The organism is Bacillus sp. YP1 (assembly GCF_000877815.1).
Classification (GTDB): Bacteria; Bacillota; Bacilli; order Bacillales; family Bacillaceae; genus Bacillus; species Bacillus subtilis.
The window spans coordinates 440,215-461,613 of record NZ_CP010014.1 but is presented as its reverse complement, the minus strand read 5'-3'; the positions used below and the strand labels follow the sequence as shown (position 1 = coordinate 461,613).

Below are 21,399 nucleotides of genomic sequence, written 5' to 3'. Positions count from 1 at the left end.
ATGTATTAGACTCATGGTATCACATCCTTCCTCATCACGCACGATAAAAACGTTACAAATTTTTGAAGGTTCGGTTAAAAAACTTTTTTAAGTAAAAGGAGCGGATTTCCTTGAAGCCAAACATCAGTCTCATCAATGCCGTGTTCAGAATCGCCTGCGGATTGACGATTATGTCAGCCGCCAGTGCAAAGTTTACGAAAAAACCTTGGTGCAGAATGCATCTCTTTTACATCTTTATGGGGGCCATGAAAGCGGGTTCGGGAATCTTGCGCTTCTGTCCTGTGACCTACATGTTTCAACACAGTGATTCTGGAAATAACGAGCATCAAAACGGATAAATGGAAAAGCTTGATCACAAAACGTGATCAAGCTTTTTTTTATGCCCACCCTTTGTTTTCATATAGAAATATCCTGCAGCTGCCAGCACTGCCGGATAAAGCAGTGCCCAGCCGCTGAATGAATAAATCACCGCGCACGCGACAAATGCCCCGAGCGCCATCCACCAGCCTATATCTCTCCTGCCCAACAGTTTCAGTGCTGCCGCCATTGTACATATGTAAGATGCGATAAAAGCCGCGCTCGGCCCTTTCAACAGAGTCGTCAAATCGATTTGAAACAGGCCATGCGCCGCAAGCACTAAGCCAAACACTGCGGCCATCGCTGTCAAAACGCGAATAGGCGTACGTTTTGTCGCACTGAGTTTTCCAAAATATACAGGAATGTGCCCCTCTCTCGCCAATGCATACACCATTCTTGAAAAACCAGCAATATTGGCATGGATGGTGGCGAATGTAATAAACAGCGCTAAACATACCGTAACATATACACCGCTTTCCCCTGCTCCTTTTGAGATGAGCATGGCAAGCGAGGCAATTTCTCCATTCTCTCCATATGAATGAGTCCCCACCGTCACAAATGACAGCATGATATACAGCCCTGCCACACAAGACGCTCCCAAGAACAAGCTGATTGGGACATCTTTTTCAGGGCGATGAAATTCCTCAGCCAATGGAGTAATCATTTCCCAGCCTACAAAAGAGAAAAAAATCATAACAGAAACAGATCCAGCAACAGACCAGCCATGCGGAAGAAACGGCTTGAATTCTGCTATCGTGACGTGTGGCAATGACACAGCAATAGAAGGGACAAGCAGAAATACGATGACACATATGACGAGTGTACTGATGTTTGCTGATAGTTGAATCCCTTTCATATGAAGCAAAATAGATATAGCCAGCATACAACCAGCAATCGATGTAACCTGCCAATCCGCCGCCTCTGTGACGTAACTGACGTAATGCGCGCCAGTCAAAGCGATGATGGGAACGCCGATCGGAACGGACCCTAACATGATCCAGCCCAAAATCGCTCCGGCTTTTTTTCGAAAGGCCAGCTGCACATAAGCCGTGATTCCTCCCGCGCTGGGCGCTATTTTCACAAGCCGGGCCAGCGTGCCGACGAGAAGAAAAGATAAAAAAGACATGAATACCCAGACAAATAAAGAAGCCGGACCGGCCGTATCCGCGGTAACAGACGGCAAAATTAATATCCCGCATCCTAAAACCGCCCCAATCGTTAACGCCGTCCCTTGTATCCAAGTAATAGAGCGCTGTAATTCTGGCAACATGATGCCTCCTCTCTGATTGATGGCTTTATTATAGAAAAAATAAGACGGCATCCATATGCTACAATGAAGGTAAATCAACAGCATTGCCTTATGATCAAAGGAATTTTCATTCATTCGCCTAAATATGTAAAGGAGCCGGACAAATGGACGATACAGACCTTCAGATTCTCTCGCATTTGCAGCGAAACGGCAGATTAACGATGGTTGAGCTGGGAAAGCTTGTCGGACTCAGTTCGCCAAGCGCGGCGGAGCGTGTCAGGAAGCTGGAAGATAAAGGCGTGATTACCGGGTACAGCGCGAATATCTGTTACGAAAAACTAAACAAGCATGTCACCGCTTTTATTCTCATGGAGCCGAAAAGCTGCAAGCACTACGCCGCCTTTGCAACATCGCATCCTGATGTAGCAGAAAATCACCGCATCACGGGTATGTACAGCTATGTGACAAAGGTCGTGACTGAATCGGTACATACGCTTGAGGATTTTATTGACGCCTCTATGGCCCATGGAAAACCGACCACGCTCGTTGTCCTTTCTTCTTCCAGCTGCCATCCCGCTTTTTGATAACAAAAAACCCGCAGCTAATCTGCGGGTTTTCCTCAGTTATTTTTGAGCAGCCTTTAAAGCGCGTGCCCCAATGTCTTTTCTGAAAAAGAGTCCCGGTTTGAAAATTTCATCAACCGCTTTGTACACTCGGTCTCTAGCCGCTTCAAACGATTCATCAAAAGCTGTCACATTGGCGACGCGCCCCCCGTTTGTAACGAACTCTCCGCCTTCTGCTTTCGTTCCGGCATGGAAGACCACGACCTGCTCAGTTTCCGCAGCAAGGCTGCCGATCGGCGTGCCTTTTGCGTAGCTTTCCGGATATCCTTCAGAAGCAAGCACCACACTAACAGCAGCGGTATCCTTCCATCTTAAGTCAACTTCCTTATCATCTAAAAGATCAAGAAGCACCTGTACCAGATCAGATTCCATGCGCGGAAGCACGACCTGTGTTTCCGGATCGCCGAAACGGGCATTAAATTCAATGACCTTCGAGCCGTTTTCAGTAAGCATCAATCCAGCGTACAAAACGCCAGTGAAGGAACGGCCTTCTTGTACCATTGCTTTTGCGGCCGGCTTCACGATCGTTTCTACAGCATGGCGAACCGTTTCTTCCGAAATTTGCGGAACTGGAGAGTAAGCGCCCATTCCGCCCGTATTCGGGCCTTTGTCTCCGTCAAACGCACGCTTGTGATCCTGGGCAATCACCATTGGATACACTTTTTCTCCTTTGACAAAGGCCATTAGAGAAAATTCTTCACCAGAAAGGTATTCTTCAATGACAACGGACGCGCTCGCATCACCGAACTTTTCATCTTCAAGAAAGTCATGCAGACACGCAATTGCTTCTTCCTCTGTCATAGCCACAGTAACGCCTTTTCCAGCTGCAAGTCCATCTGCTTTTATCACAATCGGAGCACCTTTTTCCTGCACATATGCCTTCGCCTCATCAAAGGATGTAAACGTGTCGTATTCTGCGGTCGGAATGTCGTATTTCTTCATTAAATCCTTAGCGAACTGTTTGCTTCCTTCGATGATCGCCGCGGCTTTTGACGGGCCGAACACGCGCAGACCCGCTTTTTCAAATTCATCCACCAGACCTTCAATTAAAGGAACCTCAGGGCCGACAATGGTTAGGCCGACCTGGTTTTCTTTTGCAAACGAGACAAGCCCTGCGTGGTCGCTTTCCTCAATGTTTACAAGCTGTGCGGAAGCTTCCATGCCGTCATTTCCAGGAGCGGCAAATACATTCTCGACGAGGCTGCTTTGCGCTGCCTTCCACGCCAGCGTATGTTCTCTTCCGCCTTTACCGATAATTAATACATTCACGTCGTTTCATCCCCTTAATGTTTGAAGTGTCTGATGCCGGTGAATACCATGGCAATGCCGTATTCATCCGCTTTTTTGATGGAATCCTCGTCACGCACAGATCCCCCCGGCTGAATGATAGCCGTAACGCCCGCTTTTGCTGCTTCTTCAACAGTATCCGGCATTGGGAAAAATGCGTCAGATCCGAGCGCACTGCCTTTCGCTTTTTCCCCTGCTTGCTCGATTGCGATTTTTGCCGATCCGACGCGGTTCATTTGGCCTGCTCCCACGCCGACTGTCATGTTGTCCTTCGCGAGAACAATCGCATTTGATTTCACATGCTTCACGACTTTCCAAGCAAGCTTCAAGTCTTCCCACTCTTGCTCGTTCGGCTCTCTTTTTGTCGGAATGCTAATCTCAGCATCATCAAAGCCGTGCATATCTAAATCTTGAATCAATAGCCCGCCTTGAACAGATGTCAGCTGTTTTTCCTTTTGAACAGCGGCGGATACGTCAAGCGTCAGCAGACGGAGATTTTTCTTCGCAGTCAGGACGTCGAGCGCTTCTTGGCTGAATGAAGGTGCAATGATGATTTCTAAGAAAATGTTGTGAAGCGCTTCGGCAGTTGCCTTGTCCACTTCACGGTTCAGCGCGATAATGCCGCCGAAGATAGATGTTTTATCCGCTTCAAACGCTCTGTCAAACGCTTCTGCGATCGTTTTTCCTGTTCCCACGCCGCATGGGTTCATATGCTTTACAGCAACAGCAGCCGGCTCAGTGAATTCACGAACGATTTGAACTGCCGCATCCGCGTCTTTAATGTTGTTGTAAGAAAGCTCTTTTCCGTGAAGCTGTTCTGCTTGCGCAATGGAGCCTTTGACAGGAAGAGCTGTTTGATAGAAAGTTGCTTCCTGATGCGGGTTTTCTCCATAGCGAAGCGATTGTTTTTTCTCAAATGTCACAGTGAATTGCTCTGGTTCTTTTTCACCGACAGCATTTGTCAGGTAGTCAGCGATCAGTGCATCATATGCCGCAGTATGACGGAATACTTTTGCCGCGAGCTCGCGTTTTTTCTGAAGAGATACGCTGCCTTCTTCTTTGATTTGATTTAGCACTGGGCTGTAATCGGCCGGATCGACGATAACCGTGACATCCTGATGGTTCTTTGATGCCGCACGCAGCATGCCAGGTCCGCCGATGTCGATATTTTCAATCGCTTCTTCATACGTGACGTCTTCTTTAGAAATCGTTTCTTTAAATGGATAGAGGTTGACGACAACGAGGTCAATCGGCTGAATTCCGTGTTCATTGATCTGCGCCATATGCTCTTCATTGCCGCGAACCGCCAGAAGGCCGCCGTGAATATTCGGGTGTAGGGTTTTTAACCGGCCGTCCATAATTTCAGGGAAGCCTGTCACTTCAGAAATTCCGATCACATCCACACCGTTTTCTTGAAGAAGCTTTTTCGTTCCGCCTGTGGAGATGACTTCAACGCCAAGATCTGTCAGTTCTTTTACGAAAGGAACAAGATTTGTTTTATCTGAAACACTGATTAACGCACGTTTAATGGTCATGCCTTTTCACCTCTGTTATTTAATCCTAATAGCTGTTTAATCACACTCGGATACCATTTATGCTCAAGCTTGTGAATCCGCTGTTCGATTGTTTCCAATGTATCATGTTCATCAATTTCGATTGCCTTTTGAGCGATGATCGGACCTGTATCCATTCCTTCATCGACATAATGCACGGTGATTCCAGCCACCTTCACACCCGCCCGGTATGCCTGTCCGACTGCGTCGATTCCAGGAAACGCCGGAAGAAGCGACGGGTGAATGTTAATGATTTTTCCTCCATATGCTTGAAGGAGCGTATCACCGATCAGCCTCATATAGCCGGCAAGAACAATCAATTCAACCTCGTGAAGACGAAGCTGTTCAATGATGGCTTGTTCAAATGCAGCCTTGTTTTCATAAGACTTGGGCTCAAATGCAAAGGAAGGAATATGGAATGCTTCCGCCCGTTCGATGACTTTCGCCTGCGGTTTGTCGCAAACGAGGAGCGCTGCTGACGCATCCCAGTTCTCCTCCTTCAAACGCGTGACGATGGCTTCGAAGTTTGAACCGTTTCCTGATGCAAATACCGCAAACTTTTTCATGAAAGTGCCGCACCGCCGAATGTGACGCCTTCACCTTTTTTCACACGCCCGATTAAATAGGCTTTTTCGCCATGGCTTTCAAGCGTTCCGATCACATCTGTCAGATGCTCTTCTTTGACAGCCAAAACAAAACCAATACCCATATTAAAGACGTTGAACATGTCTTCTTCCTTTAGCTTGCCGTACTCTTGCAAGAAAGAAAAAATTGGCGGGATCGGCCATGAGCCATGATCAATTTCCGCACTTAAGCCTTCCGGAAGCATACGCGGAATATTTTCAATAAATCCTCCGCCTGTCACGTGCGCCATGCCGTCGATTTTTCCGCTTTTGACCGCGGCAAGCACAGGCTTCACGTAAATCCTTGTCGGTTCAAGCAATTCCTCGCCAAGCGGGCGTTCAAACGGCTCATATGTTGTATCGAGGTCCAGCTCCGCATCATCCAGAAGCACTTTTCTGACAAGGGAAAAGCCGTTACTGTGAAGGCCGCTGGAGCTGAGGCCGATCAACAGATGGCCCTCTTCGATATTTTCTCCAGTCACGATTTCGTCCTTTTCTGCCACTCCGACTGAGAAACCGGCAATATCGTATTCATCAGCTGTATAGAGTCCCGGCATTTCAGCCGTTTCACCGCCGACTAAGGCTGAACCTGATTGCTCACAGCCTTCCGCAACACCTTGTACAATCTGTTCAATTTTCACTGGGTCCGCTTTGCCGACCGCTAAATAATCGAGGAAAAACAGCGGCTCTGCACCTTGTGCCAGCACGTCATTGACACACATTGCAACAGCATCCACGCCAATCGTGTCATGCTTATCCATGGAAAAAGCGAGCTTTAATTTTGTGCCGACACCGTCCGTTCCCGAAATGAGAACTGGTTTTTGATAAGAAAGCTCAGACAGGTCAAACATGCCGCCAAAACCGCCAAGGCTGCCCATAACGCCAAGCCGTTTCGTGCGCTCCACGTGTTTTTTCATTCGTTTTACAGCTTCATATCCGGCTTCGATGTCAACTCCTGCGTTTTTATATGCTTCAGACATCCTATTCACTCCTTTAAGGCGCTTTTCAAAATATTTCCCCGAACGAGGGCAGAAAGAGAAAGGCAGCCGAACTGCGCTGCCTTTATGTCATTTTTCAAGTTTTATTTGGTTAATACTGCTTCTTTTACGTGAGGAAGCACTGTATCGTGGTAAATTTCAGTCGGATATTTTCCTGTAAAGCAAGCGAGACACTGTCCGCAATTCGAGTCATCGTATTTTCTGCCGATGCCTTTCAGCAGCCCTTCCACACTCAAAAATGAGAGGGTATCGGCTCCGATTTCCTGACGGATTTCTTCAACAGAATGCGAAGACGCGATTAATTCTTCATGTGTGGACGTATCAATGCCGTAAAAGCACGGATGAGCGATCGGCGGTGAACTGATTTTCACATGCACCTCTGTCGCACCCGCTTCTCTAAGCATCGTGACAATCCGGCGGCTAGTTGTTCCGCGTACGATAGAGTCATCCACCATCACGACGCGTTTGCCTTCTACAACCCCGCGCACCGCAGACAGCTTCATTCTGACGCCTTGCTCACGCAGAGCCTGGGACGGCTGAATAAACGTTCTGCCAACATAGCGGTTTTTGATTAAACCGAGCTCATACGGAATGCCTGTTGCCTCTGCATAGCCGATCGCCGCAGAAATACTGGAATCCGGAACCCCGGTTACGACGTCAGCTTCAACTGCGGATTCCTGAGCCAGCATTTTTCCAAGGTTTTTACGGGCACTGTGTACGTTAATACCGTCAATATTGCTGTCTGGTCTGGAGAAATAAATGTACTCCATGCTGCAAATGGAACGGTTGATATTCATGGAAAAACGCTCTGATTTCATTCCTTCATCATTAATGATCAGCATTTCTCCCGGCTCTACCTCGCGAAGGTACGTTGCGCCGACGACGTCAAATGCGCATGTTTCTGATGCGACCACATAAGCGTCGCCCATCATGCCGATGGATAGCGGTCTCAGCCCGTTTGGATCAAGTGCGACAATCATTTCTGTTTCGGTCATGATCAGGAACGCGTAGGCGCCTTTCAGCATAGAAAGCGAGTTTTTAATTTGGTCCTTCAGCGTGAAATGTCCGCTTCTTTTGATCAGGTGAGCCAAAACCTCTGTATCCGAAGAGGTTTGAAAAATACTCCCTTGATTTTCGAGCTGCTGCTTCAGCTGAGTGGCGTTGACAAGGTTTCCGTTATGAGCAAGCGCCAGGCTGCCGTTGTTTTGGGAACGGAAGAGGAGCGGCTGAACATTTTCGTATCCGCCGCCTCCAGCCGTTGCGTACCGAACGTGCCCGATAGCGCCTTTTCCCTTTACTTTGCTGAGTTCGCCGTTTTGAAATACTTCAGTGATCAGCCCTTGGCCTTTGTGCGCCGTCAGCTTTTCACCGTCAGTCGCTACGATGCCCGCACCCTCCTGTCCTCGGTGCTGAAGGCTGTGGAGACCGTAATACGTGATCTGCGGGGCTTCTTCATGTCCCCAAATCCCAAAAACGCCGCATTCTTCATTTAAGCCTTTGATTTCAGCAAGCATGGGATAGCTCCTTTCCATACGCGTTCAAGCTCTTTCGTTTGCGCATGAATCATTTGTTGTCCGTCTTGGTTTTGAATCGCCAGAATTCCGTCAGCTGTTACCTCACCAATATGAACCGCATCTTTGACAGTTGCTTCAAACGCAGCTTGATGTTCTTTTTTCACTGAAACGACGAAGCGGGATTGAGATTCAGAGAATAATAATGCCGCTTCCCCTTCTACAGTCACATTAGCGCCAAGGTTTTCCGTCGTCATGACACTTTCCGCAATCGCTACGCCTAAGCCGCCTTCAGACACATCATGCGCAGATTGAACGAAGCCTTTTTTTATCGCGTCAAGCAGTGCTTTTTGACGAGACAGCTCTACATCAAGATCGATTTGCGGCGCTTTGCCGTAAATACGGCCTTCTGTCATTTTTTGCAGCTCGCTTCCGGCAAACTCTGGTTTTGTTTCACCGATCACATATACGAGATCTCCCGCTTGTTTGAAATGCTGTGTTGTAATGTGTGCTGTATCTTCAATTAAGCCAACCATGCCGATAACTGGTGTCGGATAGATCGCCGTGCCGTTTGATTCGTTATAAAGCGATACGTTACCGCCGATAACCGGTGTGCTGAGAACATTGCACGCTTCGCTTATGCCGTCTGCCGCTTTTTCGATCTGCCAGAAGATTTCCGGCTTCTCCGGGTTTCCGAAGTTAAGGTTATCTGTGACCGCAAGCGGTTCTGCGCCTGAGCAAATGATGTTGCGCGCTGCTTCAGCGACAGCAATTTTCCCTCCGACTTCAGGATCAAGATAGAGATAACGCGCGTTACAGTCTGTCGTCATCGCCAGCGCCTTTTTCGTTCCGCGGATTCTGAGAACACCAGCATCAGACCCAGGAGCGACAACTGTATTCGTGCGCACCATGTAGTCATACTGATCATACACCCACTCTTTACTCGCGATCGTCGGCTGCTGAAGAAGGGCCTTCAGCGTTTCATTCGCATCTTCAATTTGCGGAGCCGGAACGTCCGTTTCCAAAAACTCGCGATAATAAGCAGGCTCTTGAGAAGGCTTATGGTAAACCGGTGCTTCTTCTGCCAAGGCATCAACAGGCAGCTCGCACACAACCTCTCCTTTGTGTGTCAGGCGAAGCATTTTATCATCTGTCACATGTCCGACAGAAACCGCTTCAAGATCATACTTGTCAAAAATATCGATGATTTCCTGCTCACGTCCGCGCTCAATAACCAAAAGCATCCGTTCTTGTGATTCAGAAAGCATCATTTCATACGCGGTCATGCCTGTTTCTCGCTGAGGAATCAGGTCAAGGTTCATTTCAATGCCAGAACCGGCTTTACTTGCCATTTCTGCACTTGAGCTTGTTAAACCGGCAGCTCCCATATCCTGAATGCCGACTAAGGCGTCGCATTGGATGACTTCCAGACATGCTTCAAGCAAAAGCTTCTCCATAAACGGATCGCCGACTTGGACAGCAGAACGCTTTTCTTCAGACGAGTCTGACATTTCTTCAGAAGCAAACGTAGCGCCGTGGATGCCGTCACGCCCTGTTTTCGCTCCTACGTACATTACTGTGTTGCCGACACCCTTTGCCTGGCCTTTTTTGATGTCTTCATGGTTGATTAAACCGACGCACATGGCGTTGACGAGCGGATTTCCTTCATAGCTGCTGTCAAACTGCACTTCTCCGCCGACTGTCGGGATGCCGATACAGTTGCCGTATCCGGCGATACCCGCTACTACTTCTTCAAACAAGTACTTCACGCGTGGTGAAGTCAGTTCACCAAATCGAAGAGAGTTCAATACAGCGATTGGGCGTGCACCCATTGAGAATACATCACGGATAATTCCGCCTACGCCAGTCGCAGCGCCTTGGTAAGGCTCGAGAGCTGATGGGTGGTTATGGGATTCAATTTTGAACACAACCGCTTGGTTATCACCGATATCAACGATTCCGGCGCCTTCCCCCGGCCCTTGCAGCACACGCTCGCCGCTTGTCGGGAATTTACGCAGAATCGGCTTTGAGTTTTTATAGCTGCAATGCTCAGACCACATGACAGAAAAAATTCCGATTTCTGTGTAGTTCGGCAATCTTCCAAGAATGGATTCTATCAATGCAAACTCATCATCACTGACACCCATTTGCTGATACAGTTTCTCTTCTTTTATTTGTTCTTTACTTGGTTCAAGCAGTAGTGACATGAGTTTCCCTCCAATTTTTCACGATAGACTGGAACAATTTAAGACCGTCGGCGCTTCCAAGCAGTTCATCGACCGCGCGCTCAGGGTGAGGCATCATGCCTAATACATTGCCTTTCTCATTCACGACACCGGCAATGTCGCTGACACTTCCATTAATATTAGAGCCGTATGTGAAAGCAATTTGATTGTTTTCCTTTAATGTAGCAAGCGTCTCGTCATCACAGTAGAAATTCCCTTCACCATGGGCAACCGGGATTGTAATCGATTCTCCCTTTTCGTAGGAAGCTGTGAATAATGTTTCGTCGTTCTGAACAATCAATTCAACCGGACGGCAAATGAACTTCAGATCTTTGTTGCGTCTCATTGCGCCTGGCAGCAGCCCAAGCTCCTGTAAAATCTGGAATCCGTTACAGACGCCAAGAACAGGTTTTCCTTCAGCCGCTGCTTGTTTGACAGCTGGCATAATATTCGCAAATCGGGCGATGGCGCCGCATCTTAAGTAATCGCCGTAAGAAAATCCTCCCGGAATTAACACGCCGTCGAAGCCGTCAAGACTTGTTTCCTCATGCCAGACGTATTCCACTTCATGGCCGAGCTCATCCTTTACAGCATGATACATATCGATATCACAGTTGGAGCCGGGTAACACAATCACCGCAAATTTCACTGTGCGACTACCTCCTCAACCTCGTATCTGTAATCTTCAATCACTGTGTTCGCAAGAAGTTTTTCGCACATTTCTTTCACTAGCACGTCAAGATCACGGTCAGATTTTTCAATGGTAAGCTCCATGTATTTCCCGATGCGCACATCTTGAACTTCGTTATAAGTCATACTGTGCAAGGCATGCTGGACAGCGCTCCCTTGTGGATCTAGTACACTTTCTTTTAAGCTGACATAAACTTTTACTTTATACATGATGAATGCCTCCCAGTCTTTTGAAAATCTCTTCGTATGCGTCGGTTAAGCTCCCCAGATTGCGTCTGAATAAATCTTTATCCAGCTTTTCGTTCGTTTCTTTATCCCACAAGCGGCATGTGTCAGGAGAAATTTCATCCGCCAAAAGCACTTGCCCTTCTGCATCTAAACCGAATTCAAGCTTGAAATCTATTAATCTGACATGACAATCGTCGAAGATGCTTTGAAGCTCTTCATTTACTGTTTTTGTAATGGACTTAATGGTTTCTACCTGCTCAGGAGTCGCCGCCTTCAAAAGCCAAATATGATCTTCTGTGATGAGCGGATCACCCAGCGCGTCATCCTTGTAGTAAAACTCGATAATCGGCTGCTCAAGCTCCGTGCCTTCTGGAATGCCGAGACGTTTGGACATGCTTCCTGCCACAACATTTCTGACGACGACTTCAAGCGGCACAATCGTTACCTTTTTAATGAGCTGTTCCGTTTCCGAAATGCGCTCGATAAAATGATTGTTAATGCCCTTTGCATGAAGGTGTTTGAAAATTAAGCTTGAAATCTCGTTATTTAAGCGCCCTTTCCCGCTGATTTCTGCTTTTTTCTCGCCGTTAAAGGCAGTGGCGGAGTCTTTATACACGACATACAGCATGTTTTCGTCATCGGTTTTGTAGATCTTTTTTGCTTTTCCTTCGTATAAAAGTTCATTCTTCACAATATTCACGGAAGGCCTCCTAACCCGAATGTTGGGAATTTTCAAACTGCGGCGGCTTAGAAGAAGCCGCTAAAAGCTTCTTCTATGCTAAACCTAAACGTTCAAAGATCAGATCAACATTTTTCAGATGGTAATTGTAATCAAAGCAGTCAGCAATTTTTTCTGGAGAAAGACGTGACGTGATTTTCTCTTCCGCTTCCACAAGTTCGCGGAACGGCACTTGTTTTTCCCACGCTTCCATTGCTTTCGGCTGAACAGTATCATAGGCTTCTTCACGAGTCAGGCCTGTGTCAATCAAAGCAAGCAGCACACGCTGAGAATAGATAAGGCCGAGAGTGCGGTCCATGTTGCGCTTCATGTTTTCCGGGAAGACCGTTAAGTTCTTCACGATGTTGGAGAAGCGGTTCAGCATGTAGTTCAGCGCAATTGTCGCATCCGGAAGAATAATTCGTTCTGCTGAAGAATGAGAAATATCGCGCTCATGCCATAATGGAACATTTTCGTAAGCTGTCATCATGTAGCCGCGGATTACGCGCGCCATGCCTGTCATGTTTTCAGAGCCAATCGGATTTCGTTTATGCGGCATTGCAGATGAACCCTTTTGCCCTTTCGCGAAAAATTCCTCTACTTCACGTGTTTCACTCTTTTGCAGTCCACGGATTTCCACAGCGAATTTCTCGATGCTTGTCGCAATCAAAGCAAGTGTTGCCATATAGTCAGCATGGCGGTCACGCTGAAGGGTTTGAGTGGAAATCGGTGCTGCTTTCAATCCGAGCTTCTCACAGACATATTGTTCAACAAATGGATCAATGTTCGCATATGTGCCGACAGCGCCAGAAATCTTTCCAACCTCGATGCCTGCTTTCGCTTGTTTGAAGCGCTCAAGATTACGTTTCATTTCTTCATGCCAAAGCGCAAGTTTTAAGCCGAAAGTTGTAGGCTCAGCGTGTACGCCGTGCGTGCGCCCCATCATGACTGTGTATTTATGTTCTTTCGCTTTTTCTTTAATAATGTCAACAAATCTCTCAAGATCCTTGAGCAAAATATCGTTTGCCTGTTTTAATAAGTAGGAAAGAGCCGTATCAACAACGTCAGTTGACGTTAATCCGTAGTGCACCCATTTTCTTTCTTCGCCCAGTGATTCGGAAACGGCGCGCGTAAAAGCGACAACGTCATGGCGCGTGTCCTGTTCGATTTCTAAAATGCGGTTGATGTCAAATGATGCGTTCTCACGCATAACTTTTACATCTTCTTTCGGAATGACGCCAAGCTCCGCCCACGCTTCACAGGCAAGAATCTCTACCTCCAGCCATGCTTGAAATCTGTTTTCATCCGTCCAAATCGCGGACATTTCAGGTCTTGAATAACGTTCGATCATTCTGCTTGTCCTCCATCTCTATTCATCCATTTATTTGTGATCTCCTGAATCCATTCGTCTTCAGGCTGCTTCATAAATGTAATATGCCCCATTTTGCGGCCTTTTTTGATTTCATGTTTTCCGTATATATATAGCTTTGCCTCTTTTAAAAGCTCCGGGTCTTCCTCAACAAGCTTCACTTCATCGCCGAGAAGATTCACCATCATGCCCGGCTTCAGCAAATCTGTCTTCCCAAGCGGAAGCCCGCATACCGCTCTGATATGCTGCTCAAACTGGCTCGTCTCGCAAAGGTCCAGCGTATAATGCCCAGAATTGTGCGGTCTTGGCGCCAGTTCATTGACCAAAAGCTCTCCGTCCTCTGTCAGGAACATCTCAACTGCAAGCGGTCCGACAAGGTTAAGCTCATCTGCAAGCTTAACCGCGAGATCAGCAGCCTTCTGCTGAATCCCTTTCTCTACCCGTGCGGGCACGATGCTTTGGAAAAGAATATTGTTGTGGTGAATGTTTTCAGCTGTCGGAAATGTTGAAATTTCACCGTTTACCGATCTGACGACGATCACCGACAGTTCCATTTTAAAAGAAACCCAGCTTTCAAGAATGCAAGTTCCGTGTTCTAACAGACTGGCTGCCTGCTCCATTTGCGCCTCTTCTTTTATCACAAATTGGCCTTTGCCGTCGTACCCGCCGCGGCATGTCTTCAGAACTGCGGGTAACCCGAGCTCCTGTACCGCCTGTTTCAATTCATTCTTTGTTTTGACGATGCTGTACGGTGCGACTTCACAGCCCGCGGATTGAATTGCTTTTTTCTCTGTTTCACGGTTTTGGGTAATGAGCAGCAGCTCACTTCCTTGCGGGAGATACGCATGATCTTTCAGCCAATGCAGCGCATCATAGTCGATGTTTTCAAACTCATATGTGATGATATCGCTGATTTCAGCCAATGTTCGAATCGCTTCACGGTCATTATAATGAGCGGTAATTTCGACATCCGCAACCTGCCCGCACGGCGAATCTTTCACCGGATCAACGACCGCGACTTTATACCCCATTTGTTTGGCGGACACAGCCATCATTTTCCCAAGCTGGCCGCCGCCGATAATGCCGATTACAGCTCCCGGATAGATGATTTGTTTAGACAAGCTGATCACTGCTTTCTAACACTGTCTGTTTTGTATTTTCTCTTCTCTCATCCAGCTTACGGGCAAGGTCTTCGTCAAATGCTGACAAAATTTGCGCCGCTAACAGGCCTGCGTTCACAGCACCCGCTTTGCCGATGGATGTTGTCGCAACAGGCACGCCTCCAGGCATTTGGACGATGGAAAGAAGTGAATCCATTCCGTTCAGCGCCTTGGACTGAACCGGAACTCCAATGACTGGCAGTGTTGTTTTCGCAGCCGTCATCCCTGGCAGATGCGCCGCTCCTCCGGCACCGGCAATAATCACCTTGATGCCTCTTTCTCTAGCAGTTTCAGCATATTCAAACATGAAATCAGGCGTCCGGTGAGCGGAAACGACCTTTTTTTCGTACGGAACATTGAGTTCGTCAAGTATGTCGCATGCGTGTTTCATTGTCTCCCAATCGGAAGTGCTTCCCATGATGATTCCTACTAGCGGCTGCATTCTGTTCCCCACCTTCTAATGCTTTTGTTTTCAGAAAATAAAAAATACCCGCTCTGCATTGCACTTATGAGGAAGCAATACAAACCGGGCATGGTACATGTATCGTCAGTCGTTCGCTTCTGCGATATATCCATGTCAGTTTTATCGATCACTTTCCTGCATAGTCCGGCAATTTACGGTTGCCGGGTAGAAACTTATGGGCCATATTCCCAAGATTATATGAGGTCGTGTTTTGATTTCATGTTTATCTTAACAACGGACATGGATAATGTCAACGATATTATCGAACGATACAAAAATTCATTCTACTAATGTTCGTGTTTTAGATCAATTTCCCTTCAAATACGATTTTTTTCCCGCACGGAACGATCTGAATTGACCCATTTTCCTTTTTTTCCATAAAAATAGGCTCTTCCATTCGCCTTACAGGCAGATATCCTTCTTCTTTCATTTGCTGAAGCACCGCATCAATCGTTTGCTGCTCTGTCACTTCAAACTTTTTCTTCTTCGGCTTTGCCATTATTCTTTAATTCTCCTCTTCTTTACCGCTTTGACCCAGAAGCCGCCGTGGATTGTTTTTGGTTCGTACGCAATAATAAAGGCTTTTGAATCAAGTGTTTTAATCGTATCATATAGCTGGAGTTCATATTTTCTCGGCGTCAGGATCTGAAGGGCTGTGCGGTCGCCTTCAAGCCCGCCTGCCACCCAATTTGTCACGCCGTAGCCTTTTTCACGGAGCTGCTTCGGAAGATCAAGATCGAGCTCCTTCGTAATCACATTGACCATAATATAGCCAAGCGCCAATTTTTCTTCTATTTTCATGCCGACAATTACGCCTAGACCGTAACCGAGCGCATACGCGATCACATTTTGAATCTGGTCTAAGTTATCGAGCACCAGACTCAGCCCTGTCACATAAACCAGTATTTCAATCGTACTGATGCCGGCCGCTAAATAACGCTGTCCTTTCAGCGTTAAAATCATTCTTATCGTAAAAAATGACACATAGACAATATTAATAATGAGAATTATGAGAACCATGGCTATCCCATTTGATAAGATGGTTTGCATCATTTTATTCATCCCCCTACTCTTCAGCTTGCACAAAGCATTCATATTCTACTAGAGAAATGAGCCGTTTACAATCAGCTTCGCCCGTAAGTTTAAGCAAAATATTTCGACATGCTTTTATGAGTTGAACAGTAGTAGTTTACCCTCTTTCTCGCCTTTTCAAAATCAAAACAAAAAAGCCCGCTTTTCAGCAGACTCACCTCTTTATATCTATTGTCAGATCTCTTTTTTCATTTTCTGAAGGGACTTGTATTCTTTCTCAAGCTCACTCAGCGTGTAGTCAGCAAGCTGTTCCCCTCTTCCTTGATAAAATTCCGAGAGCAGTAATTTGGTTTTTAAAAATTGTTTCTTTTGATTAATTGCTCGGCGAAGCACATCAGCCATGTCCATCATCCTCCTTAAACATAAAGGTTTTTCGCTGGACGTTTTCAGCATTTTCCCCATCATACACGGGTTAATCCTACAAATCAACTATGTTTTTTAGATATATTTGTAAAAAGTGTGACATAAAAAAACCGGCTAGGATTAGCCGGTTTTTTCATTAAAGCGGAATCAGCGACGCCGTAAAATATTCCGAAATAAAAGGCCAAGTCACTGCCGTAAACAGCAGCGCTATCGCAACCACTGCAAATACACAATAGATATAATCAATTGGTGCATCTTGTGCCGCCTGGTACACACGCTGTACATACAGCGCGATGATAAAAAAAATGGAAAACAAGATCAGCACCGTAAACAGTACTGTCAGCATTGGGATATTTACGATCGCAAAGATCAGCCAAAGGATTGAAACAGCAATTATCGGTACAAGCAATGAACCCAATACGGCAGCTGCTTCTCTGAACGTCACCTTCTGCTTCATCATATAGCGGGAGACAGCCCATATAGCAAAGACCATTACCGCGAAAAAGATCAGCAAATACACAAGAACAACTAAAAACCCGTCATAGAAAGCATGATGGCGTTCTCCGAAACCGAGCGGCCGATTCCAGCTTGCCTTTAACTGAAACCAATTCCCAATTGAAAAAATGATACTGAATATAAGCATTGAAATCAGACCGTACTTATAATGAGAAAAACCATCCGTTACGACAGTTTTCGCCGGAGATTTTAAAATCGAGAACGCAAATCCGCAATATCTGTTGATGGCTGCCCAAACAGACGCAAGCTTGTCTTTAACAGTTGATTCACCGCGTTCCTGGCGCGGTTTCTGCTTTTGTTTTTGCTTCTGCTTGCTTTGCCGGCTCGCCTTTCTGGACATTCTCGATAGCGGTTCTTCATCTGCATCTATTCTTTCACTCTGGTTAATTTCTTCTTCAAACGTTTCTTTTCTTTCTTCCGTCATGTCAGCAACTCCTATCAAAAAAATACGGCGGAATACCATTCAGCAAGAAAATAAAACACTTATATAAGGTACCGAAGCCTTCCTGAACAGTCAAGTCATTTCCATTTAAGTAAAGCATGGCGGCACATCTACATGACGGTATATCGTATGAAATGGTTTTATCTTTTGCAACAAAAAAACCAGCTGCCTGTGCAGCTGGTTTTTCATTCCTTATTTTAAGAAGATAAAGTACAGGATAAATACGATAAACAGCCCGTACATGATTGGATGAACCTCTTTGGCTTTTCCTTTGCACACCATTGTAATCGGATAGAAAATAAATCCGATGGCAATACCAGTCGCGATGCTGTACGTTAACGGCATCATGATCATGGTAAGGAAAGCAGGAACGGCCACTTCGAACTTATCCCAAGCGATTTTGCCAAGCGGCGCCACCATCAATGCACCAACAATAATAAGCGCCGGCGCTGTTACATTTGACGTAACGACTGATAGGAGCGGAGAGAAAAACGTAGCCAGTAAAAAGAGAATCCCTGTTACAATTGCGGCAAATCCTGAACGGGCACCCGCAGCGACACCTGAGCTTGATTCCACATAAGAAGTTGTTGTAGACGTACCAAGCACGGCACCGATCACAATAGAAGATGAATCAGCTAAAAGCGCACGGCCCGCACGCGGCAATTTGTTTTCCTTCATTAAACCAGCTTGTGTCGCCACAGCAACAAGTGTACCAGCTGTATCAAAAAATCCGACAAACAAGAATGTTAAAATAACGATCAGCATTTGTACAGAGAAAATATCCGGGAGGTGAATCCACGCTTGTCCGAAAGTCGGCGCAAGGCTTGGCACACTGCCGACAATTTGAGTCGGAACCGGAACCAAACCGAAAATCATGCCGGCTACCGCTGTTAATAACATCCCGATAAACACGCCTGCGTTCACGCGAAGCACCATTAAAATAACCGTGACAATCACACCGAAAATCGTTAACAGCACAGGACCGCTGTGAATGTTTCCGATCGTGACGAGCGTAGAAGGATTTGCAGTAATGATTCCTGAGCCTTGCAAACCAACGAATGTAATAAACAGGCCGATCCCCGCACCGACTGCCAATTTCAGCTCAGGCGGAATGGCGTTGATGATTTTTTCACGAAAACCTGTTAAAGAAAGAGCAACGAAAATAAGACCTGAAATAAAAACACCAGACAAAGCTGCCTGCCATGAAATACCCATACCAAGGACAACAGAAAACGCAAAAAACGCGTTCAGCCCCATACCCGGCGCGATGGCAATCGGATATCTCGCTATTAATCCCATTAAGATACAGCCTGCTGCAGACGCCAGCGCTGTCGCTGTAAAGACTGCACCCTGGTCAATTCTCAGCGCCTCCGGAAAATCTTTCACGCTCTCCAAAGCAAGCGTAATCGGATTGACGAACAAAATATATGCCATAGATAAAAAAGTCGTTAATCCGCCAATGATTTCATTGCGATAGCTGGTGCCCAGCTCATCAAACTGAAAAAACGTTTTCAAGCTATTTGACTCCCTTCACTCTTTGCTATTTATTCTGTCCTGAAAACGCCAAATAAAAAACGCCCCAATACATTTTGGGACGCTTGACTACAGACGGATTTCAGTTTGAATAAATAAACGTGTTTTATTTATATCAAACGAAAGAAATGTTTACGTAGTCAAGCCATTTACGGTAGCTTGGTAGAGACTTGCGAGCCATATTCCCGCGATTATACGAATTCATCTTATTTGATTTCTGTGTCTATTGTACCAACTTCATTTTGAATTGACAATATAAACAACGAACATTACTTATTAAAAAAATTGGTTTATTCGTCTATTGACTAAATTGGCAACAATGATAAAAACCGTATGCATGACTTCATACGGCTTTTCAACTTATGATTATTTTATCTTGAAGGCTGACTCACCTGATGCACTGGTACAGTAAACGAGAATGGCTTTAGTTGAATCAGGTCATTTAAAACGCCTTTATCAATATACAGACCGTATTCATTAAACTCAAAATGCTTTAAAGACAGCTTATCAAGATAAGCGTCATCCAGTTCAAAAGTTGATAACATTTCGGCTGTGTCCATATTCTTCACTTCAGCTTTATTCCATTTCAAATAATAGCCTTCTTCATAATAAGCCATTGGATCAGACCATGATTGCATTTTTTTCTTATCACCAAGGCCAATCATTTCACCTATATTCACTAAGTCATCTTTTGACATATTTGAAGTATCAACTCCAGTGAAACGGTAATGTACCAATACTTTCCTCCCTTCTTGTTTAATGTTCTCGATTTCAATCCCTATGTTTTGATGTTTTGTTTCAGAAAGACGATACGGCATCCCTGCATTAAGCGGGACGATTTCACTACCCTCAGCCTCAGATCTAATATCTGCAATTAATGTTAGCTTTTTCGCTTTTGGATTGATTGGTGATTCTAACTGTGTTTGTCCTTTTGCTCTTACCGTTCTCTCGTTTACCTTTATGCGGTCTCCAAGTTCGATGTTTGATGCTGACATCTCATATGTGTTTCCTAAATCATCTTTAACTTCGTTAATTTCAACCGTATCATGCTTTGCTATGCCTTGATAATCGATTGTAAATTGAAGGACAGATCCAAGTTTCCCGTTTTCCACTTGAATATTGGAAAATTGATAACGATTATGATAAGCCGATATAACTTTTGAGCTTTCTAAATAACCCGCATTCTTTTTGGTAATAGGCAGTTTGAATCTCCAATTTCCCTGTATTTCATTGATATGAGTAATTACAAAGGGCACGGTTTCCCCATTTTTTATTTCAGTACCATTTGTATAAATCCTTAATTGTCCTGCGTATTGCTTGTTATTTAATTTTTTAAGCATTAAGGAATCGTAGTTGATTGAAAAGTTGTCGCTATAACTCGTTTCGTCGACATCATACATGATCTCTTTTTCATCAGAGTGGAAGTTATCAACAGTGAAGTTATAAACAAGCTGTCCGGCATCGTAATAGGAGCTGTTTACAGAAACAGTGATTCCCCTGGAGTCTGCTTTTTCATTTAAAGCTGTGACCAAATTGCTTTTAAACAATGATAGACCAACTTTATCTTGAAAATCCTTATAAATTTGTCCGACAATGGGTATGCTCCCCATCGCTTTGTTTACAGAGGGAAGAAAAAGACCAGATGATAAATACAATATACATACCACAGCAGCAATAGCCATTCCATTTGTAATAGTTCGTGCCCATTTAAAACGGCGCCTTGTGTTACTTTCATTTTCAGCACGAACGACAGCTTGATGTATTGCCTTTTTGAGTGCTTTCTTTGGCACTGCTATGTCATCATACATCTGCTTCATTTGGTGTTTGTCCATTTGTTTTGATCCTCCTTTTCCAGCTCCTGTTTCAATGCTTTTCTCGCTCTATGTAAATGGGTTTTAATTGTGCCTTCTGCCATTCCTGTTTGTTCAGCTATCATTGAAATCGAATAATCTTGAAAATAATAGAGCTGAATTGTTAACTGAACATGTTCATCAAGTAAATCAATCGCATTTCGCAAGTCTATGTATTCCTCAATATTTGCTTGATTAGTTCCAGCATCATGATGTTTCTCAAACGGAACCAAATCTCCTTTCTTTTTATTCATGGCAAAAATGGTATGAATCAATATTCGAGTAAGCCACGTTAAAAAATACTTTGGCTCTTTTAGTTTTTCTATACTGATAAAAGCTTTATAAGCTGTTTCCTGTACAGCATCAAGTGCATCTTCTTTATTTCTTAAATAGAGATAAGCTGTTTTATATAAAGTCTCCTGATGTGCCAGCATAAGCTTTTCAAAGGCCCGAGCATTTCCTTTTCTCGCCTTTGTAATCAATCTTTCTTCCTTCACCTTATCCACCTCCTATGTTGTTAGATACAAAAATTGTCGAAACGGTTTCAAA

Annotated in this window: 22 protein-coding genes and 2 riboswitches; of the genes, 2 read left to right on the top strand and 20 right to left on the bottom strand. The window is 45.3% G+C overall.

The genetic code is table 11. The features are described from left to right. The first annotated feature begins 110 nt into the window (after positions 1-110). On the top strand, positions 111-338 hold the full coding sequence (locus tag QF06_RS02200; RefSeq protein ID WP_003233931.1) for a YgaP family membrane protein: 228 nt from the start codon (positions 111-113) through the stop codon (positions 336-338). Positions 339-352: 14 nt separating this feature from the next. Here QF06_RS02200 and QF06_RS02195 read toward each other — a convergent pair whose 3' ends face one another. Continuing rightward, on the bottom strand, positions 353-1,627 hold the full coding sequence (locus QF06_RS02195) for an APC family permease (protein ID WP_041851229.1): 1,275 nt from the start codon (positions 1,625-1,627) through the stop codon (positions 353-355). A gap of 143 nt (positions 1,628-1,770) precedes the next feature. On the opposite strand from QF06_RS02195, the gene QF06_RS02190 reads away from it, so the two are divergent. Continuing rightward, positions 1,771-2,190 (top strand): Lrp/AsnC family transcriptional regulator, encoded by a 420-nt coding sequence (locus QF06_RS02190; RefSeq protein WP_015252648.1) that lies wholly within the window; start codon positions 1,771-1,773, stop codon positions 2,188-2,190. A gap of 39 nt (positions 2,191-2,229) precedes the next feature. On the opposite strand, the gene purD is transcribed toward QF06_RS02190, so the two are convergent. From purD to QF06_RS02100, 19 genes are all read right to left on the bottom strand, one after another. Then, on the bottom strand, positions 2,230-3,498 hold the full coding sequence (gene purD, locus QF06_RS02185; protein WP_041851230.1) for a phosphoribosylamine--glycine ligase: 1,269 nt from the start codon (positions 3,496-3,498) through the stop codon (positions 2,230-2,232). A 14-nt stretch (positions 3,499-3,512) separates the two neighbouring features. Next, the gene (purH, locus tag QF06_RS02180; RefSeq protein ID WP_041851231.1) at positions 3,513-5,051 is read right to left on the bottom strand and encodes a bifunctional phosphoribosylaminoimidazolecarboxamide formyltransferase/IMP cyclohydrolase; all 1,539 of its coding nucleotides are present in this window, start codon (positions 5,049-5,051) and stop codon (positions 3,513-3,515) included. Beyond that, a complete protein-coding gene (gene purN / locus QF06_RS02175) occupies positions 5,048-5,635 on the bottom strand; it encodes a phosphoribosylglycinamide formyltransferase (RefSeq protein ID WP_032722972.1) in 588 nt (195 codons plus the stop codon). The genes purH and purN overlap by 4 nt, the downstream gene beginning before the upstream one ends. Continuing rightward, entirely contained in the window at positions 5,632-6,672 is a 1,041-nt protein-coding gene (purM, locus tag QF06_RS02170) for a phosphoribosylformylglycinamidine cyclo-ligase (protein WP_003233945.1), read from the bottom strand. The genes purN and purM overlap by 4 nt, the downstream gene beginning before the upstream one ends. A 101-nt stretch (positions 6,673-6,773) precedes the next feature. Continuing rightward, the gene (gene purF / locus QF06_RS02165) at positions 6,774-8,204 is read right to left on the bottom strand and encodes an amidophosphoribosyltransferase (protein WP_041851232.1); all 1,431 of its coding nucleotides are present in this window, start codon (positions 8,202-8,204) and stop codon (positions 6,774-6,776) included. Continuing rightward, complete coding sequence (purL, locus tag QF06_RS02160; RefSeq protein WP_021481303.1) at positions 8,180-10,408, bottom strand: phosphoribosylformylglycinamidine synthase subunit PurL; 2,229 nt, start codon at positions 10,406-10,408, stop codon at positions 8,180-8,182. Before purL ends, purF begins: the two co-directional genes overlap by 25 nt. Next, positions 10,392-11,075, bottom strand: a complete 684-nt coding sequence (purQ, locus tag QF06_RS02155; RefSeq protein WP_003243954.1) for a phosphoribosylformylglycinamidine synthase subunit PurQ — start codon at positions 11,073-11,075, stop codon at positions 10,392-10,394. The genes purL and purQ overlap by 17 nt, the downstream gene beginning before the upstream one ends. After that, positions 11,072-11,326, bottom strand: coding sequence for a phosphoribosylformylglycinamidine synthase subunit PurS (purS, locus tag QF06_RS02150; RefSeq protein WP_003219409.1), 255 nt, complete (start codon positions 11,324-11,326; stop codon positions 11,072-11,074). Before purS ends, purQ begins: the two co-directional genes overlap by 4 nt. Beyond that, positions 11,319-12,044, bottom strand: a complete 726-nt coding sequence (gene purC / locus QF06_RS02145; protein ID WP_041851233.1) for a phosphoribosylaminoimidazolesuccinocarboxamide synthase — start codon at positions 12,042-12,044, stop codon at positions 11,319-11,321. The genes purS and purC overlap by 8 nt, the downstream gene beginning before the upstream one ends. Positions 12,045-12,117: 73 nt before the next feature. After that, positions 12,118-13,413 carry an adenylosuccinate lyase gene (purB, locus tag QF06_RS02140; protein ID WP_014476028.1) on the bottom strand — a complete coding sequence of 432 codons (1,296 nt, stop codon included), beginning with the start codon at positions 13,411-13,413 and terminating at the stop codon, positions 12,118-12,120. Continuing rightward, positions 13,410-14,552, bottom strand: a complete 1,143-nt coding sequence (purK, locus tag QF06_RS02135; protein WP_032726729.1) for a 5-(carboxyamino)imidazole ribonucleotide synthase — start codon at positions 14,550-14,552, stop codon at positions 13,410-13,412. Before purK ends, purB begins: the two co-directional genes overlap by 4 nt. Then, positions 14,545-15,033, bottom strand: a complete 489-nt coding sequence (purE, locus tag QF06_RS02130; protein ID WP_003244134.1) for a 5-(carboxyamino)imidazole ribonucleotide mutase — start codon at positions 15,031-15,033, stop codon at positions 14,545-14,547. The genes purK and purE overlap by 8 nt, the downstream gene beginning before the upstream one ends. A gap of 141 nt (positions 15,034-15,174) precedes the next feature. Further along, positions 15,175-15,276, bottom strand: a riboswitch (purine riboswitch). Positions 15,277-15,355: 79 nt separating this feature from the next. Further along, positions 15,356-15,553 carry an NETI motif-containing protein gene (locus tag QF06_RS02125; RefSeq protein ID WP_003219403.1) on the bottom strand — a complete coding sequence of 66 codons (198 nt, stop codon included), beginning with the start codon at positions 15,551-15,553 and terminating at the stop codon, positions 15,356-15,358. Then, complete coding sequence (locus QF06_RS02120; RefSeq protein ID WP_015482896.1) at positions 15,553-16,107, bottom strand: DUF2179 domain-containing protein; 555 nt, start codon at positions 16,105-16,107, stop codon at positions 15,553-15,555. Before QF06_RS02120 ends, QF06_RS02125 begins: the two co-directional genes overlap by 1 nt. Positions 16,108-16,320: 213 nt before the next feature. Beyond that, positions 16,321-16,488 (bottom strand): Fur-regulated basic protein FbpA, encoded by a 168-nt coding sequence (locus tag QF06_RS20870; protein WP_003244066.1) that lies wholly within the window; start codon positions 16,486-16,488, stop codon positions 16,321-16,323. Between the two features lie 157 nt (positions 16,489-16,645). Next, a complete protein-coding gene (locus QF06_RS02115; RefSeq protein ID WP_014476025.1) occupies positions 16,646-17,449 on the bottom strand; it encodes a hypothetical protein in 804 nt (267 codons plus the stop codon). Positions 17,450-17,659: 210 nt separating this feature from the next. Further along, the gene (gene pbuG / locus QF06_RS02110; protein WP_041851234.1) at positions 17,660-18,982 is read right to left on the bottom strand and encodes a hypoxanthine/guanine permease PbuG; all 1,323 of its coding nucleotides are present in this window, start codon (positions 18,980-18,982) and stop codon (positions 17,660-17,662) included. Between the two features lie 135 nt (positions 18,983-19,117). Beyond that, positions 19,118-19,219: riboswitch (purine riboswitch) on the bottom strand. Positions 19,220-19,371: 152 nt separating this feature from the next. Next, the gene (locus tag QF06_RS02105; protein ID WP_041851235.1) at positions 19,372-20,832 is read right to left on the bottom strand and encodes a DUF4179 domain-containing protein; all 1,461 of its coding nucleotides are present in this window, start codon (positions 20,830-20,832) and stop codon (positions 19,372-19,374) included. Further along, on the bottom strand, positions 20,814-21,347 hold the full coding sequence (locus QF06_RS02100) for a sigma-70 family RNA polymerase sigma factor (RefSeq protein ID WP_017695646.1): 534 nt from the start codon (positions 21,345-21,347) through the stop codon (positions 20,814-20,816). Before QF06_RS02100 ends, QF06_RS02105 begins: the two co-directional genes overlap by 19 nt. Positions 21,348-21,399 lie beyond the last annotated feature (52 nt).

Excerpts from the sequence above, each read along its gene's own strand:
- QF06_RS02195 (WP_041851229.1), bottom strand. The coding sequence starts at position 1,627 with ATGTTGCCAGAATTACAGCGCTCTATTACTTGGATACAAGGGACGGCG.
- QF06_RS02190 (WP_015252648.1), top strand. The coding sequence starts at position 1,771 with ATGGACGATACAGACCTTCAGATTCTCTCGCATTTGCAGCGAAACGGC.
- purH (WP_041851231.1), bottom strand. The coding sequence starts at position 5,051 with ATGACCATTAAACGTGCGTTAATCAGTGTTTCAGATAAAACAAATCTT.
- purN (WP_032722972.1), bottom strand. The coding sequence starts at position 5,635 with ATGAAAAAGTTTGCGGTATTTGCATCAGGAAACGGTTCAAACTTCGAA.
- purM (WP_003233945.1), bottom strand. The coding sequence starts at position 6,672 with ATGTCTGAAGCATATAAAAACGCAGGAGTTGACATCGAAGCCGGATAT.
- purF (WP_041851232.1), bottom strand. The coding sequence starts at position 8,204 with ATGCTTGCTGAAATCAAAGGCTTAAATGAAGAATGCGGCGTTTTTGGG.
- purL (WP_021481303.1), bottom strand. The coding sequence starts at position 10,408 with ATGTCACTACTGCTTGAACCAAGTAAAGAACAAATAAAAGAAGAGAAA.
- purS (WP_003219409.1), bottom strand. The coding sequence starts at position 11,326 with ATGTATAAAGTAAAAGTTTATGTCAGCTTAAAAGAAAGTGTACTAGAT.
- purB (WP_014476028.1), bottom strand. The coding sequence starts at position 13,413 with ATGATCGAACGTTATTCAAGACCTGAAATGTCCGCGATTTGGACGGAT.
- purE (WP_003244134.1), bottom strand. The coding sequence starts at position 15,033 with ATGCAGCCGCTAGTAGGAATCATCATGGGAAGCACTTCCGATTGGGAG.
- QF06_RS02125 (WP_003219403.1), bottom strand. The coding sequence starts at position 15,553 with ATGGCAAAGCCGAAGAAGAAAAAGTTTGAAGTGACAGAGCAGCAAACG.
- QF06_RS02120 (WP_015482896.1), bottom strand. The coding sequence starts at position 16,107 with ATGATGCAAACCATCTTATCAAATGGGATAGCCATGGTTCTCATAATT.
- QF06_RS20870 (WP_003244066.1), bottom strand. The coding sequence starts at position 16,488 with ATGGCTGATGTGCTTCGCCGAGCAATTAATCAAAAGAAACAATTTTTA.
- QF06_RS02115 (WP_014476025.1), bottom strand. The coding sequence starts at position 17,449 with ATGACGGAAGAAAGAAAAGAAACGTTTGAAGAAGAAATTAACCAGAGT.
- QF06_RS02105 (WP_041851235.1), bottom strand. The coding sequence starts at position 20,832 with ATGGACAAACACCAAATGAAGCAGATGTATGATGACATAGCAGTGCCA.